At 47.1% G+C, this 16,956-nt stretch carries 16 protein-coding genes and 1 riboswitch; of the genes, 6 read left to right on the top strand and 10 right to left on the bottom strand.

Translation table 11 applies throughout. The features are described from left to right. Positions 1-17: 17 nt before the first annotated feature. The 4 genes from OYT88_RS03145 to OYT88_RS03130 all read right to left on the bottom strand — a co-directional run bounded on the left by OYT88_RS03145 (position 18) and on the right by OYT88_RS03130 (position 5,153). On the bottom strand, positions 18-1,223 hold the full coding sequence (locus OYT88_RS03145) for a 2-hydroxyacyl-CoA dehydratase subunit D (protein WP_274397937.1): 1,206 nt from the start codon (positions 1,221-1,223) through the stop codon (positions 18-20). Between the two features lie 21 nt (positions 1,224-1,244). Beyond that, positions 1,245-2,066 (bottom strand): acyl-CoA dehydratase activase, encoded by an 822-nt coding sequence (locus OYT88_RS03140; RefSeq protein WP_274398294.1) that lies wholly within the window; start codon positions 2,064-2,066, stop codon positions 1,245-1,247. Between the two features lie 120 nt (positions 2,067-2,186). Next, positions 2,187-3,425, bottom strand: coding sequence for a CaiB/BaiF CoA transferase family protein (locus OYT88_RS03135; protein WP_274397936.1), 1,239 nt, complete (start codon positions 3,423-3,425; stop codon positions 2,187-2,189). 807 nt (positions 3,426-4,232) lie between these two features. Continuing rightward, positions 4,233-5,153 (bottom strand): LysR family transcriptional regulator, encoded by a 921-nt coding sequence (locus OYT88_RS03130; RefSeq protein ID WP_274397935.1) that lies wholly within the window; start codon positions 5,151-5,153, stop codon positions 4,233-4,235. A gap of 653 nt (positions 5,154-5,806) precedes the next feature. Here OYT88_RS03130 and OYT88_RS03125 point away from each other — a divergent pair. The 3 genes from OYT88_RS03125 (at position 5,807) to OYT88_RS03115 (ending at position 7,789) form a co-directional block, all read left to right on the top strand. Beyond that, entirely contained in the window at positions 5,807-6,283 is a 477-nt protein-coding gene (locus tag OYT88_RS03125) for a MarR family winged helix-turn-helix transcriptional regulator (RefSeq protein WP_274397934.1), read from the top strand. A gap of 62 nt (positions 6,284-6,345) precedes the next feature. Next, on the top strand, positions 6,346-7,551 hold the full coding sequence (locus OYT88_RS03120) for an ArsA family ATPase (protein ID WP_274397933.1): 1,206 nt from the start codon (positions 6,346-6,348) through the stop codon (positions 7,549-7,551). Continuing rightward, the gene (locus OYT88_RS03115) at positions 7,544-7,789 is read left to right on the top strand and encodes a hypothetical protein (protein ID WP_274397932.1); all 246 of its coding nucleotides are present in this window, start codon (positions 7,544-7,546) and stop codon (positions 7,787-7,789) included. The genes OYT88_RS03120 and OYT88_RS03115 overlap by 8 nt, the downstream gene beginning before the upstream one ends. 161 nt (positions 7,790-7,950) lie before the next feature. Here the strand turns inward: OYT88_RS03115 and OYT88_RS03110 are convergent, their stop codons facing one another. After that, positions 7,951-8,181, bottom strand: coding sequence for a hypothetical protein (locus tag OYT88_RS03110; RefSeq protein WP_274397931.1), 231 nt, complete (start codon positions 8,179-8,181; stop codon positions 7,951-7,953). A gap of 709 nt (positions 8,182-8,890) precedes the next feature. On the opposite strand from OYT88_RS03110, the gene OYT88_RS03105 reads away from it, so the two are divergent. After that, the gene (locus tag OYT88_RS03105; protein WP_274397930.1) at positions 8,891-9,229 is read left to right on the top strand and encodes a hypothetical protein; all 339 of its coding nucleotides are present in this window, start codon (positions 8,891-8,893) and stop codon (positions 9,227-9,229) included. 435 nt (positions 9,230-9,664) lie between these two features. On the opposite strand, the gene OYT88_RS03100 is transcribed toward OYT88_RS03105, so the two are convergent. The 5 genes from OYT88_RS03100 to nrdJ form a co-directional block, all read right to left on the bottom strand. Further along, positions 9,665-10,318: a hypothetical protein gene (locus tag OYT88_RS03100; RefSeq protein ID WP_274397929.1), complete on the bottom strand. Its 654-nt coding sequence runs from the start codon at positions 10,316-10,318 to the stop codon at positions 9,665-9,667. A gap of 27 nt (positions 10,319-10,345) precedes the next feature. Further along, positions 10,346-10,447: a helix-turn-helix transcriptional regulator gene (locus tag OYT88_RS03095; RefSeq protein WP_274397928.1), complete on the bottom strand. Its 102-nt coding sequence runs from the start codon at positions 10,445-10,447 to the stop codon at positions 10,346-10,348. Between the two features lie 339 nt (positions 10,448-10,786). Continuing rightward, positions 10,787-11,065 (bottom strand): AMP-binding enzyme, encoded by a 279-nt coding sequence (locus OYT88_RS03090; RefSeq protein WP_274398293.1) that lies wholly within the window; start codon positions 11,063-11,065, stop codon positions 10,787-10,789. Positions 11,066-11,680: 615 nt separating this feature from the next. After that, positions 11,681-12,181 carry an ECF transporter S component gene (locus OYT88_RS03085; RefSeq protein ID WP_274397927.1) on the bottom strand — a complete coding sequence of 167 codons (501 nt, stop codon included), beginning with the start codon at positions 12,179-12,181 and terminating at the stop codon, positions 11,681-11,683. 51 nt (positions 12,182-12,232) lie between these two features. Continuing rightward, the gene (gene nrdJ, locus OYT88_RS03080) at positions 12,233-14,467 is read right to left on the bottom strand and encodes a ribonucleoside-triphosphate reductase, adenosylcobalamin-dependent (protein ID WP_274397926.1); all 2,235 of its coding nucleotides are present in this window, start codon (positions 14,465-14,467) and stop codon (positions 12,233-12,235) included. Between the two features lie 217 nt (positions 14,468-14,684). Then, positions 14,685-14,809, top strand: a riboswitch (adenosylcobalamin (AdoCbl) riboswitch). A gap of 55 nt (positions 14,810-14,864) precedes the next feature. Between nrdJ and OYT88_RS03075 the strand changes: the two genes are divergently transcribed. Both OYT88_RS03075 and OYT88_RS03070 read left to right on the top strand, forming a co-directional pair. Continuing rightward, positions 14,865-16,238 carry a prenyltransferase/squalene oxidase repeat-containing protein gene (locus OYT88_RS03075; protein WP_274397924.1) on the top strand — a complete coding sequence of 458 codons (1,374 nt, stop codon included), beginning with the start codon at positions 14,865-14,867 and terminating at the stop codon, positions 16,236-16,238. After that, positions 16,235-16,924, top strand: a complete 690-nt coding sequence (locus OYT88_RS03070; RefSeq protein ID WP_274397922.1) for a DUF4430 domain-containing protein — start codon at positions 16,235-16,237, stop codon at positions 16,922-16,924. The genes OYT88_RS03075 and OYT88_RS03070 overlap by 4 nt, the downstream gene beginning before the upstream one ends. Positions 16,925-16,956: the final 32 nt, after the last annotated feature.

Genomic DNA, 16,956 nt, shown 5'->3' with positions numbered 1-16,956 from the left:
TTTTCCCCCTCTGCGATTTAATTGGCCTTTTTGCTTTCCATGATTTCAGTCAGGCCCTGAATTCTTGTTTCAAATTGAGCTTTGGCAAAGTTGCGCGGATCCGATTGATCGCCGTCGAATCTTGCATAGGGAACACCCGTTTTCTTTTCCACTCTTCTGCCCAGTTCATACTGAAGAAAATCCATGATCTTGCAGCTTCTGTTCATATGATAGACGGCTCCGGCGCAGTTGAATTTCTTAATGACCTCGGCCCGGTCGTCGACCAGTCGATCAAGGTTAATGTTATTGAGCAGCGCACTGTATGCGCGGGCCATGCCGTCGAGATCGCCTGATTCATACTGAATGGCCCACGTATCCAGGTATGCACTGCCGACCATGTTAATTCCCTGGCTGATAAAATATTTCAGTTTGTAGCCCAGGTAATTCCAGCAGGGGATGCCGTCATACATGATTCGATGCTTTTCCTCTCCGCGGAAAGTGGTTGTTCCGTTTTTGAGGTTTTCCTTAAGTTCTTTAATCAGCTGTTCAAAGCAATCCACCGTTTCCTGTTTTCCGCGGGCACATACGATGATGGCCATATAGTTGAAAAGATCGAATCCGCCCAGCGGAGAGGGATTGTTTTGGGCGAGTGCCATGACTTCTTTCCACAGATCCCCGGCGTGCGAAGAAATATCCATTACTTTTTTGAATTTTGTTTCGTCGAATTTCTGTCCGGTGATTTTCTCCAGCTGATGAATGGCCTCTTCAAATTGGCCTTTGATGTAATCCACTGCTTCCTGGCTTACTTCGTACCCGGCATTATAAGGAGTATCGATCATAATCAGCGGAACGTTGTAATGAGCAGCCAGATTTTCATACCATTTCTTAACGGTGTTGCACAGATTGGTGCAGCAGAGAACGAAGTCCGGCGCGGGCATATTAACGCCGTCAATCGTTTCTTTATACATATAGCCAAGATTAACCCGTGCATAGGAACACAAATCGTTGGAGTATCCTTTCCCTTCGGCTTCCTGGCAGAGATCGAGCGAGCCGTGCCGGGCCGATACCGCCGCCGCATGGTTTTCGGGATAGACGATATCCAATCCGAAGGCTTCCGGAATTTCCTGAGGGAAGATGGACGTTGCCCATCCGACAAGCTTTCCGTTTTTCTTCGCCTCCAGAGCTCTTTCATAGCCGTCGTTGACTATTTTATTGCACATTTGCATTGATAAAGATTTTGGCATTCTCAACGTCCTTCTTTCTTTTTATGAATTGATTTCTTCAAGACTTGTAATCATGACTCCTTCAGGAAGCCTTTTCCCCGTATCCTGCTCCCAGGCATAGATTGCCGCTCCGATCGCCCCCATCAGCTGGGCATAAGGAGAGACTTTTATCGGAATGCCGCCAATCGCTTTCTCCATAAAACGGACCAGGTTCGAATTTCTGGCTACGCCTCCGGTCATTGTGACCTCTCTTTCGATGCCGATCCTTTTTGCCAGGCTGGACACTCGCTTGGAGATTGAACGATCGACGCCTGCGGCGATATCCTCAGGTTTCTTGCCGTCGGAGAGATGGGAAATGACTTCCGACTCGGCGAATACGGTGCAAGTGCTGCTGATGCTGACACTATTCTGCGATTGGTCGGCTAATTTAGATAATTCGGAAACGTCGACTTCCAGAACACGGGCCATGGCATCAAGAAAACGACCGGTTCCGGCGGCGCATTTGTCATTCATTGCAAAATCCATTAATTGCCCCTTACTGTCCAGCTTTAAAGCTTTGGCATCCTGTCCGCCGATATCAATGATGATCCGGACGTCGGGATAGATGTAATGCGCCCCTTTCGCATGGCAGCTTAACTCGCTGATTTGCTGATCCGCCTGATCAAAACGGAGCCTCCCGTAGCCGGTAACAACCGTTCTTGTTATATCTGTTTCTTTTAAATCCGATTGCTTAAATAGGCTTTCCAATGTCCGCTGCGGTCCCCGCGTGCCTGTGCCGGCAGCCACAATGCTGCTGGCGACGATCGAAGTGCCATCCTGCAAAATAACGCCCTTGGATGTCGTTGAGCCAATATCCATACCCATCGTGTACACGTTGCAACACATCCTTACCATTGTTGAAATTTCGGCTGTTGTCTTTTTAAATCCCGGAATCCATTCGTTCAGCCTTTAAACGTTAAGCTGCTGTCGGGAGGCAACCGATAATCAGACTTTTAAGCGCTGCATTCCGCCTATGGACTTCTCCAGCTTTAATTGTGTAATTTCCTCTTCCGAATAGCCGAGATCCTTCATGACTGCATCCGTATCGGCACCCAGTCTCGGAGCCGGTTTCAATTCAGGAAGCCCCATATCCTGAAATTTAATCGGAGAGTTGACCAGCACGCCCGTATGGCCGTTTTCATAATGGATTTCCCGAAGAATATCGTTTTCCCATGCCTGCGGATCATTCAGAATGTCGTCCCAGGACTGAATCTTTTCAAAAGCCAGATCGGCAGCGCGGAATCGAGTATTCCAATCATTGAAATCTTTTTTGGCAATTTCGTCCTGAATGATGGCGGTCATTTCCTGTGCATGTGCCGATGCATGCGTAACGTTGTCGAATTTTTCATTGGCAATGAGGTCTTCCCGCCCGATCGCTTTGCAGAACGGTACAAGGTAGCGATTGTATTCCTGAATACATATCTCCAGCCAGATTCCGTCTTTACACTTATAGGAATTAATCAAAGGGCTCGAAGGTGCTGTCCGGGTCATCGGCCATTTATCCTTGTCACTCAGATACTTGGTTGCCGCGACCATCAGATCCGAATCATAGACACCGGTATGGTAAAGGCTGACTGTTATGCGCTCCCCCATGCCTGTTTTTGCTTTTTTGTAAAGAGCTGCGCAAATGCCGGCAGTCAGGAACAGTCCGGCCTGGTTATCGCCAAAACCGACGGCCGGATTAATCGGCGAGGAACCCTTCTCCATTAACGGCCCCATGACGCCGCCTCTTGCAAAATAAGCGGTATAGTCGAAACCTGCTTTGCCGCGGTCTTTTCCATTCTCGCCGTATCCGAGAATATGACCGCAAATCAGGCCCGGAAATTTCTGTTTCAGAGTTTCATAATCCAGACCCTCTTTTTTTAATGAGGCACTGCGCACATTTGTAACAAAAACATCCGATTTTTCAAGAATTTTATAGAGTGCTTCTTTTCCCTTCGGGGTTTTAATATTGATGCAAATGCTTTTTTTATTGGCGTTATTCGTTTCGAACAGCGGGTTTTCCTCTTCCTCGGTGGGCGTTTTATAATTCTGGCCAAAGACGCGCCCGGCATCGCCTTTCAAAGATTCAATTTTAATGACGTCTGCGCCCCATTCTGCTAGGGTTCGCGCACAGCTGGGAGCGGCAACAAAGGTCGATAATTCGGCAACCTTGACGCCGTCCAGAATCTTTTTCGTATCCAAGTTTTACATCCTCTCTTTTTTTGTCCTTTCCATTTCGCTTCACAAATTTATAAAGGCAGGTGAATACAATAGGCATCGATTTTTGCGTCCATTCTTTTAAAAATAGTTAAATCTTTCACAATCATGCCGTCACAACTTTTGAAACGCCTGTCAAAGTCCCTCTGACGCTTCCGTTCGCCCGGGAAAAATCGGGATCATCTTCGGAATCGGTATCGGCTCGATGTCATCGTCTCCTTCCTTTTAAGCGTCTTCAATTTTCAGAAAAAGCGCTCCTTTCTGTATCCGCTGATCCGGTCAAACGCTGCTGCAGAACCTTCAGGGTATCGGAAAACCGTAAGTTACTTCGTTGTTTTACGGCCGTTTCCGTGATACCTCTTACTGTTATGCATCATAGCACCGGCAATAATCGGGAGCAATTTGGAATTATACAATCAATCATTGTTTATCGTAAGATCGTAAGATATTAATAAATAATTAATAAATGGCGATTTGATTTTTATGATCCGTTTATCATGCTGTGCCGAAAAATTTTTAGGAAGATGACATTTTATCTTCCTGTCTATAGGGGATGCAGCTGCAGATCAATGGCCATGGGTCAATACCGGCCGGGAGCATAGTCTGTTTGTCTATGAGCCTGCCCGTCCGCTTCAAAAAGTGGCAAAATGCCGAAACGGTTGAATACGGAGAAAATCTGTATATTCTGGATAGCAGTCGTCAAATGCACGATCATATTGGTAAAAGAAAAAAACGCCGATCCTCAATGATCGGTGATTTAAACTCATTTTCGATTTTTCCTATAGCTCTTTCTTAATTGTATTCGTCAAAATGCAAATCCAGATGACATTGAGCCATAAACTGTTCAAAATTTTCGACAATCGGATTTATTTTGGCTATACCGCTGCGAAGAAAAACAAGATAAAGTGTTCGGCTGATTTTGGGGGACAATCGATGAATTGAGATATTCTTCCATTTAGTATGTGTGACCTTTTTCAGCGGGACGATGGCTACTCCTCCATTTGCGGCGACCAGACCCAAAGCGGTATCGAAATTATGGGTTCTACAGGAGGATACAGGCATAAAACCGGACCGCCGACAAGCATCCACTGTCACGCGAAACAAACTCGATGAAGGAGAAAATGAAATGAACGGTTCTTTTGCCGTCTCTTTGAGCTTTATGATTCCGCGGTTAGCAAATCGGTGCTTTTTGCTTGTCACCAGCACAAGTTCATCCTCTGCAAGCGGATAAGATTTCAGCTTTATTTTTTTCGGTTTTTCAGGGTCGGCAGCTGTTGAAATAAGCACATCGATTTTTCCGCTGTAGAGAAGAGGATACAAATCAAAACATTCCGCTTCGTAAAATTCAAGGGAGATATGCGGATATCTCTCAGTGAATAATTTGATGAAATGGAGCAATCCCGACTCTTTCATTACCGGCACACAGCCAATGACCAGGTGACCGATTGTTCCGCTGGCGTAGTTGTTCATGATATCGTTCATTTTCGAAAGTTCGGCGAATATTTTCTGAGCCCGCTTGATAAACTCATTTCCTGCTTCGGACGGCCAAATATCGTGAGTTGAACGGACAAACAATTTAACACCCAGTTCATCTTCCGCTTTTTTGATTTGCTGAGAGAGAGACGGAGGAGTGACACACAATTCTTCCGCGGCCTTGCTGACGCTGTGGTGTTTCGCCACTGTCAGGACGCACTTCATTTGGTAAAAATCCAAATTTCCGTCCTCCTTTATAAGAATCTGAAAAAATATTTTAGCAACTTATCTGCATAATTCATTGCATATTTTATCACATAACAAATTATATTTATGGCTCCTATTGTGACAAAACGCGGATTCATGATTTTGGCGGGCGGCTTTTTTGATTTTATATTTTCTTTCAAATTTAACTTTTTACCCGTTGGTTCCTGTTCAAACCGGAATCTTAGAAATCAATTTTTGGCACGTATCTACGTCTCGTCGGCAGATACACTCATAATTAATGCCTTTGATCAAACACTTGGAAGAGCTGTAAAGGGGGCATTTCCGGTTATTTAATATTTTTTGAGATGCAGAAAATACGAGGATGCAGCACATTTTATTCAATTTCCCTATTATTGGAGATTGCCTGGAAAGGAGAGGATCGGGATTAGCCGACAAAAACAGCATTCTTATTTTAAAAATCAAACCCTACCAAGTCATCGAGGTTCAATATATGGCGAGGTTTTGCGTAACAAAGTAAAGAAATTCTGCCGTTTCCTGTACTGATTAAAATGATTTTGTATCCGCTTCTGTACGCCGTAGCTTTTCACTGCTCTAAAAAACGCCTTGAATTTACTACGATATCGTATTATTATAGTAATAAGAAAATGCTGATTTGAGGTTTTTCAATGGAACGGCTTTTTGAGTGGTTATTAAAGGGCGGGTTTCAGCCGCTGAGATTGTTCCCCGAAATATCTGAATTGGAAAAAACAGTGACCCGATCGGACGTTGCTGCGTTGCTCATGCTGCATCTGCATCATCAGACGACGATGTCGGAATTAGCGGCGAAACTTGGATTACCCTTAAGTACTCTGACCAGTTTATCAAAAAGGCTTGATCGCAAGGGATTGATTGAACGGTATCGATCCGTAAAAGATCGGCGTATCATCCTGATCAGGCTGACAGATAAAGGGGAGAACGTAGCAGAACGGGCCCAATCTATCATCCAGGGTATATTTGAGCGTATTCAAAAAGCGCTCAGCCCGGATGAACGTACCCAATTTCTTACCCTTGCTTTGAAGATCGTTCAGGCGCTGAAAGAAAATACAGAGAACGGCGAAGATGAAAAACATGCTTCGCTTCACAAGATACGCATTGATGATTAGTGCATTCGCCGCTGTTTTTTCGTTGATAAATACTACGATATCGTACTATATGGAGGGTTCTTATGAGAATTATTATTTATACGGGAAAAGGCGGTGTCGGGAAAACCAGTGTTGCAGCCGCTACCGCCGTGCGATTAGCCGATGAAGGATACAAAACTCTGATTTTGAGTACGGATGCCGCGCATAGCCTGTCTGATTCATTTGACGTTCAAATCGGATACAAAACGACAAGAATCCGTGAACGGTTATGGGGACTGGAGGTAGATAGCCTCCGTGAGACGGAAAAATATTGGGGAGCGGTTCAAAAATGGTTTTCGAACCTGATGTCCTGGGCGCAATTGGATGATCTATCGACTGCAGAAATTCTTGCCTTTCCGGGAATGGAAGAGCTATTTAGTCTCATGGAAATCCAACAACAGGCGAAAAGCGGTCAGTATGATGCTATCATTGTAGATTGTGCGCCCACGGGTGAGACGTTAAGGCTTCTCAGTTTTCCGGACTTGCTTAATTGGTGGCTGGAAAAAATCTTTCCGCATGAACGCCGTCTCTTAAAGGTCGTGCGTCCGGTTGCTAAAATAGTGACAGGAGGTTTTGAACTGCCGGATGATCAAGTGATGAGCAGTATCGGAGCATTCGTAGAAGAATTAAAAGAGCTGAAAAAGATTATTTCAGATCCGAAAATGACTTCGGTACGCATTGTTATTAATCCGGAGAAAATGGTGATTGCCGAAGCGAGAAGATCCTTTACCTATTTAAATATATCGGGGTTTAACACCGATGCGATTATCATCAATCGGGTAATACCCGATGAAGCCGGAAGCGGATATTGGTCCACCTGGCGGGAAATACAAATGAAGTATGAAAAGGAGATACATGAGTCATTCAGGCCGCTGCCAATCCTTAAGATTCCGATGATGGAATCGGAGGTCTGCGGGCTGTCGATGCTGAAACGGATCGGGGAAATGGCTTTTAAAAATTATAATGCCGCTTCCGTGCTCCATCTTGGGAGAATTCAGGAGGTCCGTAAAGAAGAGGGACATTATATTTTAGAACTGACAGTGCCGTTTGTACACAAAGAACAGCTTGAATTGAGTCAAAAGGGCGTTGAGCTGACGATACAGGCCGGTCCTTATAAGCATAAATTGATATTGCCGCGGTCCCTGCTGAGTCGGCCTATTTCTAAAGCCCGTTTTATCAATCAGAAATTGATCATCACATTTGAAGACACGGGAACATCGTTTCAACGGGAGGATGAGCGGGATGGATAAAATGAAGCAACGGACAACGTTTATGATTCTGGAAGATCTGGCTGAACGGTCTCATAGAGCCTTCATGTCGTATGTTCCCGAAGAAGCCAGAAAACATTTGCTTTTATCGCGTAAAGAAGTTCTGCTCGGTATAGATGTTATCCTGCAGCGTGCTATAGACAGATGTGACGAGCAAGTTATTGCCGCCGGCAGAAACAAGAACCGGCAATCCGGCCGGTCCATTGATATTACCGACTAGGCAGCAGAAGAGATCATCCGGATTTTCGGATGTCAGGATCACTTCTAATCTATAAATTTTGATAAGGAGATAGAAACGCGGAACTGAAATCATGATTCTAAATAAAAGAGACACACAGTGTTTTTCGTCACGCAGGAAAACCGGAAGTAATCTTTCACCGACTAATCATTCAATCCTGCCTGCGTCCACAACTGTTTATGGGTGAAGTTTTCCATGCGAATGAGATCAAATCGCAAAGTCAGCGCTATAGCGCTGACTTCCTTTATTTTCTCGCCTTGTGCCGCTGCAAAGCCGATCAGCTTTTCTATAATCAGGACATTTGTCAGTGCGTCAGCTTCAATTTCTGATATTTTATTATTATTTTGTCCGATTTTACATAGGAATCTGTTCATGATCTCAGGGCCGCCTCCTCACAAGTTCCCTGATAGAATATAAGAAGCTGCACGAGGTCCCTCGCAAGATTCTCATATTCTTGATTCACTCAATCAACAGTCCAGTACGCCATCATTTCCAGAATCAAATCGAACGTAACTTTTGGATCGCTGTTCATAAATTCCCCCATTTTCGTATCGTGCTTTTATTTCAATGAAGCGGCTCCGATAAGACGAGGTCGGATGGGTGTATCCAGTTTAATCATATAATCAAAAAGACCTGTTCCTTAGAAACTAAATTGTCTCATTTCATAGACAGGAATGTTAGAATTAATACTTTATAATCATTAATTCAAACAGAATATGGCGATAATCACTATGAGAAGATGGTTAATTTTTCCGCTTGATTATTTTAAGAGACGTTGAAAGAGATCATTTCTTTATTAGACATTTGCTGCAATCAGGCGAAATAGTTAATAAGTACAGCAAAGCGATCGGACAGGAATTAAGAATGGGATGGATTCATTCTAGCCGAAGGCCATCTGAATAGCGATCCGGAAGAACCTGAATCGTTGTATCGACCGGCCCGATTTTGAAATTGACAAAGAGACAACTGGGTGAGCAGGAAGAGAATCTAATTGAATGATGGGCACAAGCCCGAGAAACTGAAAAATCCTTTTTAAAAATAGTTTTGAGACTTTTCGTGCTCAAAAACAGGGGGGACTTATTGATGCTCGTTCCGTTCAGTACAAACGTTTCAAATTATCAAACATTAAGTAATTTAAGCTTTTATTTAAAGGGCGAACAGGAAGAGGAAATGAACAGACTGAATTCGACCTACTTGAGTCAGCCGTCGCAACAAGTTCAAAAAATACAAAATGAAATTGAAGCTATTGATCGAGAAATTGCTCAACTGCAGTCAACTCAAACCGATATTCGTGCGAATAAGCAAATGGAGAATAGCCCAACAGCTCTTATTTCCTGGCAATCATCTCAAGGAGATCTGCTGACAATCAGCAAAGGCAGCGTTGCAAGGAATCATCAACTGACTGCCGATGGTCTGTACTGAGTGTGCCTTACAAAGCACAAAAATTTAACAGCTGAATTTCAGCGGAAATAAATTCCGGCAGGGAGGGGTGCAGATCAGGCAAATCACAGCGGTTTGCAGCTTCCTTCCGGGAACAGGAAGGAAGTTTACCGGCTTTTCGGCAATTCTGCGGCCATCATTTCCAGATGACCGAAGTCTGCGACTCTGCCCTAACTTGTACTTACAAGCGGCACAATGAAATGGCTCGGCTGTTATAAAACGGTTCAGTGAAACAGGCATGGGCAAATATCTTCTATAATTATACATGACTAATGCCAGGGCACTAAATTTTCTTCCTTTTCGCTCGGTCTGTCTTTCCTTTATCTTGTTTCGGGATCCGCATTTTCTTTATTTCGAACAAATTTTTCTGGGGAAAAGGTCCCGTTTCAGACTCTGTCAGGGTGAAATCCGGAGTTATCAACGAAAAAACAGTGTCAGCCAGTTGACAATCGGGTTCCACAGATGTGGATACTCCTTCTGAATCAGGTGCTTAACTTCTTTTACTGAAATGTCGTCAAAACTGCCTGCTTGTGAATCTGATACAATGACTTTTATACTCCTTGCTATGTGCCCAATCGCGATATGTCCGTTTGCATAGCCGCCGATGGCTACATGGGTTGCAATAGCTGCTCCGCCGATTGAAAACATACCGATTGACAATCCTCCCAATGTCATGATACCGGCTGCGATACCGCCGATAGCAAGCGTACCGATTGATAATCCCCCGATAGAGAGAAGCAGTCCCAATGCCGCCCCTGCGAGTCCGATCAGCCCGATTGACAGCCCGCCGATGCAAAACCCCACCCATTGCACCCCACCGATAGATAGAAGACCGGCAGATACTGTACCAACGGCCAGAATTCCTTTGGCCGTATAGAATCCGGACCCGACATTAATATGAACAAGAGGCAGCCCGAACAGCGATTTTCTGCTCTTATATTCATAGTGAAAGGGCGAAAAGAATAACGGCCGGTGCTCCTCAAATGTCCATTGATCAGCCGACGTTTTCGTCTTAATTAAGCCGCCGATGCTAATATGAAACGAGTCACTGAGCAGGATTAATTTGTCCATGTCCGGAAGGGATTGTCCCGATTCCCATTATGAAACGGCTTGTCTTGAAATACCAAGCATCGCGGCCAGTTCTTCCTGAGACATGCCGCTCTTCTTTCTCAGCGCCCGCAGTTTTTCCGGAAAAGCCATATTTATCACCCCGAATTCAGAATATCAATTTTAGGGATTGACGGCTGCCATTCCAGGCTGACAATTTGTCAACCGGCTGTTGCGTTTTCCATTTTAACGTCATTGGACCGGAAAATCTGTCTCTGTATATTTGTGTGATAAGCAATCCATAAGAAAAAAAGCCGCTTTAACCTGAGAAAAACGAAATAAGCATTTTTATACTTACTCTGGAGTGAAAAATTTTTTGCATGAACAAAAAGGAAAAACATTTACCCGTTATTTTATGATTCCGCCTTGTCAAATCTGATTTGTCTGTTTAAAGTCGCAACAAGAGGCTCGGCCGGTCCGGGAAGATCGTGATCATTCATTTCCGCTTTTCTGACGGTAATCCCCTGACAGATCACCGGTCAGCCAATGTTTTCTGAACAGGGCTTTACGAATCTTCCCCGATACGGTTTTCGGAAAATGATCGACAAAATAAACATGGCGGGGCCGTTTGAAATCCGTCAGGTATTTCCGGCAATAATCCTTTGCCTGTTTTTCCGTCAAGTCATCTCCATCTTTCAATGCAATAAAGGCTTCGACAGATTCTCCCCTGATTGGATTGGGCAATCCGATCACTGCCGCTTCTTTAACGATATTGAAAAAATCGCGATCTTAAAATATTTCACTATTTTTTGAGCCTAAACAAAGCAGTGACGGCACCCATCCGGCGGCACTAACTGCTGAGCGGATCGGATCAGTCACGGGACCGGATTCGCTGTTCAATCAAGATTCGCTCTGAACTTAAAAATAAGCGGCGAACGGGCGGCAGGCCTCCGCTGAATCCCGGGAGGAATCATTTAAAAATGATCGTCCCCTCAGTCCGGATACAGAAAAATTAGAGTTAGGAATAAAATATTCTGCAGTCCATCCAATCTGTCAGTTAGCTGGCGAACCGCTGACTAATGAAAAAAGGAGCCCCTTACCCGCTATGATCCCATTTACGGGAACAGACAGCCAAAGTAAGGAGCCCCTTAATCATCTGAAAAAAAGAAATAACACTGCGGTTCACTAAAAATCAAAATCTGCTCTTCAAATCGTTCGCTTTCTTCCGCGGCCGGACTGTTTCTGGTCCGGACATTTGACGGCCGATTGCGGCCGGCTGATCTGCGGAACGGCCGCAATCCGGCCGCGCCCTGTACTTCAGCTTATGTCACTGCAGCGCTCCGACGAATTTTTGTATGCTGTATTTTAGCCTGTTTCACTGATCAATCAATGATTTCTGTTTTCCAGCCGGCGCGCCTCGCGTTCGAATACTTTGAACAGCGGCGGGGAAAAAATCCCGAAAGCCAGATTTCCGGCTGCGTGATAGAAATCGAATGGCAGGCCGGCGAGCCACATGCCCCATACAGTGACCCAATTTGCCGACATCATGAAATAGGACAGCGCCATGATCAGGCCGAACAGGAAACCGGACACACCCAGCCATAGAATGTAAATCCAGTTGCGTTTCGGAAGCAGCGCTGAGATAAGCCCGATCATGCCCCAGGCCAGCATCTGGAAGGGGGTCCAGTAGCCGAGCCCAAGCATCAGGTCGGAAACGAAAGCGACCATCATGCCTTCCGCCAGTCCCATTTTCCAACCGAAGAACCAGCCGCTGAGGATGATGATCAAGGTCGCCGGCTGAATATTAATCCCGTGAATGGCCAGCCTGCCGGCGACGGCGGCCGCGGTCAGCAATGAAAAAACAGTCATTTTACGAATGGTTGGCAATTTATCCGCTTCCGCTTCTTTGGTACTGGCTGCCGGTTCCGCACGGAATTATTATCTAACCGGGCAGGCACCGCCGACGCAATCCGTCTGACCGACGATCTCCAGATACTTTTGATCCGCCGTCTGACCGGGATTCATTTCATTGTAGATATCCTGAACGCTGCCGATCACCTGATCCTTCATTCCCAGGTATTGGGCCCTGTTAATCGGTTCTTTCGGAGCCTGGACGAAACCGTGACCGCTGTAAGGAAGCAGCGACGTTGATTTGCAAGACTTTCGGTACTGGCGGAACAGACCCGCGATCCTGTCCTTTTCTTCCGGATGGAATGTGATCGTACAGCTTACGGAGTTGTCCGACCAGTACGTCTGCAGGAAGGCCTGCGTTGCGAACTGTTCTTCGATCGATACGTCATTCGCTGAGACAAAGTCATCCATTTCGGCTCCTTCGGCTTTGACCGGGAACGAAGCAACGAGCGTATGGTCGGAATAGGCATCCTTCTCGACCGGATATCCGGCTTTCTGAATGGCGGGGATCAGCGGATCGCTTTCCTGAAAACGGATTCTCTGAATGATGTACTTATCAAAGCTAAAGTGCATGCCTTCGGACACGCCTGCCAGTTTTGAAACGGTTCCGGACGGCTTCACGGTCGTGTGTTTAATCGACCGGCTGCAGCCCAGCGTCTCGGAATAGTCCTTGTCCGCCTGGATAACGGTTTTGTAGAACCCGTCGACCGTGCGCGCAGCCGCTTCGTTATAGACGGGAATCTGCCGCGCGTCTCCGGTCGCCGCGTCCGTTTCCTTGCGAAAGCCCGTCACGAGACGCTGACCGAACTTCTTCAGGATCCAGTCCTGAATGCTGCTCATAGAAATTCCGATACGGCGGTTCTTTTCAATAATCTTCCGCGAGACTTCCCAGTCATATCTTGAAAAGGTCACACGTTTTGCATAGCGGGTTGCCAAGGTGAACACTTCGTCCATATTCCAGTTCTGCATCTCGGCAACCAGCGGGAAAACTTCGAATAAGTTGCACGGCTCACCGTTGCACAGCGAGATTTCGCCGCACGGATTCGTTCCTTCTGCCTCGCCGTCAATACCTTCCTGCCGTCCGTCGGCGAGCCGGCCGTAGTTATGAATGATGTCCAGATTGACAATGCCGGGTTCGCCGTTCTTGCTGATCGAATCGGCGATGGCTTCATAATCTTCAAAATCGGAACGGACAATCACGCTGTTATTCGATGCCCAGCGATGATCCATCAGCTTTTCCTGATCCTGCTTCATGGTGACAAATCCGTTATCTTCCGGGCCGCCTAATGCAATTTCGGCGCTGCGGCGCACATTGCCGGCGACGACAGTCTTGCCGATCAGGTTGCAGATGTCCGTGCAGTCGACCGACGTCAGTCTGCGGCCGTAAGTGCCGCTCAGCACCTGATTGATCGAAAACAGCATCTCGACAAACGGTGCCGGCCCGGCAGCCACGCCGCCGAATCCGTGGATTCTCTTTCCCTTTTCACGAATATTCGTGACATCGATCACCACCCGGTTTGCCTTGCCGGTGATCTCTGCGAAGTGGGCGTCGATCAGCAATGCATTTGATTTAACCCATCCCTCACGCGAATCGGCCGTTTCGGCGAGCAGATAATCTTCACCCCTGTGCACTCGGTACCAATCATCGGCGTCAACGGCACCGGCTTCAATTGCTGCGCCGTAATCGCGGTTTTTTTTGCCGATCAGGACGACCAGCTCCGGTTTCTGATCGATTTCCGGTATCTGATCGATGTTCTTCTCCAACACAGAGAATCCAACGCCGCCGCCTTTCATTAATTCGTCAAAAAGAAAAGAGAAGGGCATCGAGACAGCTTTCCGATCCTTCGTCAGATAATCGGGAACAATGACGCTGTCTCCGTACGCCTGCGGGCGGATAGCAATAAACCAGCAATTGTTCAATGCGTCGCCGACCCTTTTCTGATAATCCGTGCCGGAAATCCACAGATTGCGTCCCGAGGGCGTCGAAGCGAGGCCGTATATCAGTTTAAACAGCCGTTCCGCCTCATGCTGCAGCTCGAGGAATACATCGGCGGGAACGGTCCCGCCGTGCAGACGCGGATCGAGATTGACGTTACCTTCGACGACACGTTTCACCGTTTCCGCCCAATTTTCGTGGCGCTGCTTATTCTCAAGCCATCTGGCGTAAGTCCGTTTATAGGTCACCCAGCCGAGTTCGCCCCAGTGTGGTTTAACTTCTTTTTTAATGCTTTCAATATAAGCGTTCGATAGCTCAATTCTCATCGCTGTTCACCACTTTCGACTTGTATATTCTCATATTAACTACATATGGGGCTGAATGCAAGGACGATATACTATATATGGATCAAGGAATTATTAAAAAAACGGGAGGGAAAGCCATTCTTCCGGTCGAATTGAGAATCAGTGAATTTTTTTCGCAGGCAGGCTTCCCTTCATACGGCTTGTAAAATCGCAATTGATGATATATGCTCGATGAGCAAATAAAATATAAACGTCCATTGAAAGGATGGAATCAGGTGAAATTCCTGAACGATCCCGTCACGGTCAGAGTCCGATCTTTCCTTTCAATCGTTAAACCGCTTGCGGTAGACAGGTTAGGTTAATAAGGAGCCTCCATTCTATTTTGAGCGGAGGCTTTATTATAAGGGAGTCCGTGAAAATGAAACGCTTAACGGCGCTTATATCCGCTTGCCTGATCGTCATTCTTCTTCTGCCCGTCACGGCTCTGGCAGCGCCATCTGACGGGTTTGCTGCACGTCTGGCTGGCCTGGAAAGCCATATCCGGTCGACACAGCTCGCTCAATCATTGCAATCGGATCAGCCTGACGACTGGGCCGTCATGGCACTTGCCCGGGACGGGGCGCTGAGCCGGGCCGATCAGGCCGCCTATTTGAGCCGGCTTCAATCAAGAAAGGATCTGTCGGGTACCGCTTTGGAGAAAGCCATTATCGCGCTTAAGGCTTTGAAACAGGATCCGACGAATTTCTACGGCCGGAATCTGATCGGCGAACTGGGCAGAGACACTTCGTTGAATTCTGCAAATTCTTTTTCGGCCGATATTTATGCGTTGGTTGCTCTCAATGCCTATGAGGACAAACTTCCCGCTGGTGCAGTGAACACTCCTGCCAATCTGATTCAGAAAATAGTATCCAGGGCCGATCCGAATGGGGGATGGGGGTACATGGATCCGCCGGCCACTATAAAAGCTGACGTCGATACGACCGGTGCCGCGCTGGCCGCTCTCGCCCCCTATCAGAACCGCCCTGATGTAAGGAATGCAGTTAATAAGGCAGTCCAATATCTTGCCCGCGTCGAATTGCCGGACGGCGGATTCTCCAACTACGGTGAAAATTCCGATTCAACAGCCGAAGCGGTTATCGGCCTGACGTCCGTCGGCGTCGATCCGACAGCCGGAAAATTTGACAAACAAGGCAGGAATCCGCTGAATATCCTTTATACTTACCAATCCGGGAAGGGTTATAGATGGCAGCCGGGATTTTCGGAAGATCCGATGACAAACGACGAGGTTCTTAAGGCTTTTGTCGCTTATAAAGTGTTTCCCGGCGGCGGGAAATTGTTTGCTTTCCCCACAGCGAAGGCAGCGGCGCCCGTGGAAATGAAACCGGCTTCCGGACTCGGTCAAGAGACGGCCTCAGGAAAATCCGCCGCCGCGGTTCCGTCCGCAATCGCTTCTTCTTCAGCCCGGAAAGCGGTGACCGCCGGGAAAGTATCTTCAACCCGGGATACGATTCCGACTGTTCCGTTCTCCGAAATCGCCTCCCATTTTGCAGCGGAAAAAACCGGCAGCGGCCTGCTTTCAAAAGCAGAATCCGTAAACACCCGGCCTGAGAATAAAATAGCTGAAAAATCCCCACTGGCAGCGGCGGCCGGCAATAAAGAGAATACGGCACAGACTCAGGCGGCACAAAGTACGGCCGTCAATCCAGTTTTATTGATCATCGGAATCCTTGTTGTTCTTCTCGGCGCAGCATTGCTGATTTTCAGAAAGGCCATTTGGAGACGAAGAACATGAAAAAAATCATACTCCATTTTATTCTTCCCATACTCATTATTATTGTCGGAATCGGATTGATTATCGGCAGCTTTCATGGGCAGACCGGAACGGCCGCCGTCCATTCATCTCCCGCTGTTTCGCTGGATTCATCGGGATCGTCTGCCGATCACGGGAGTGACGGCGGACCATCGCCGTCCAAAACGGCGCCCAAAAAGAATCAGCCGGGACAAGAACCGTCTGCCGCCGGATCGGAACCCGGGCAGAATCAGACCCGAAACAGTACAGTGTCAGGGGCGGTTTCAGGCACCGCCGCGGGGCATGATGCCCGGAAAACGGATCAGTCGGCCGCCGTCCAGCCGCCCGCCTCTTCTCATGCTTCGCCCGGCTCTTCGGAAAATCAGGGAACGGTTTCCGTTGCGATAGAAGGTCTGAAGGGTTTTAATTCACGGGGATCGGTCGCCTATCAGGCGAATGACAGCGCCTTTTCTGTCTTGCAGCGCTTTGCCAGGGCGAAACATATTGAGCTCAGCTATTACGGCTTTGGCAGCTCGATCTACGTCAGCAGTATTAATCATCAGAAGGCCGGCCAGCTATCTTCCGCCAGCGGATGGATGTATTCCGTAAACGGGAAAACGCCCAACATCAGTGCCGGAGCTTATCACGTTCAGACGAATGAAACGATTAATTGGTATTATTCAAAATGAACGTCTATGACAATCAGGGGCTGCTGCCCGTC

This window comes from Sporolactobacillus sp. CQH2019 (assembly GCF_028765345.1).
GTDB lineage: Bacteria > Bacillota > Bacilli > Bacillales > Sporolactobacillaceae > Sporolactobacillus.
This window is presented reverse-complemented; position numbering and strand designations above follow the sequence as displayed.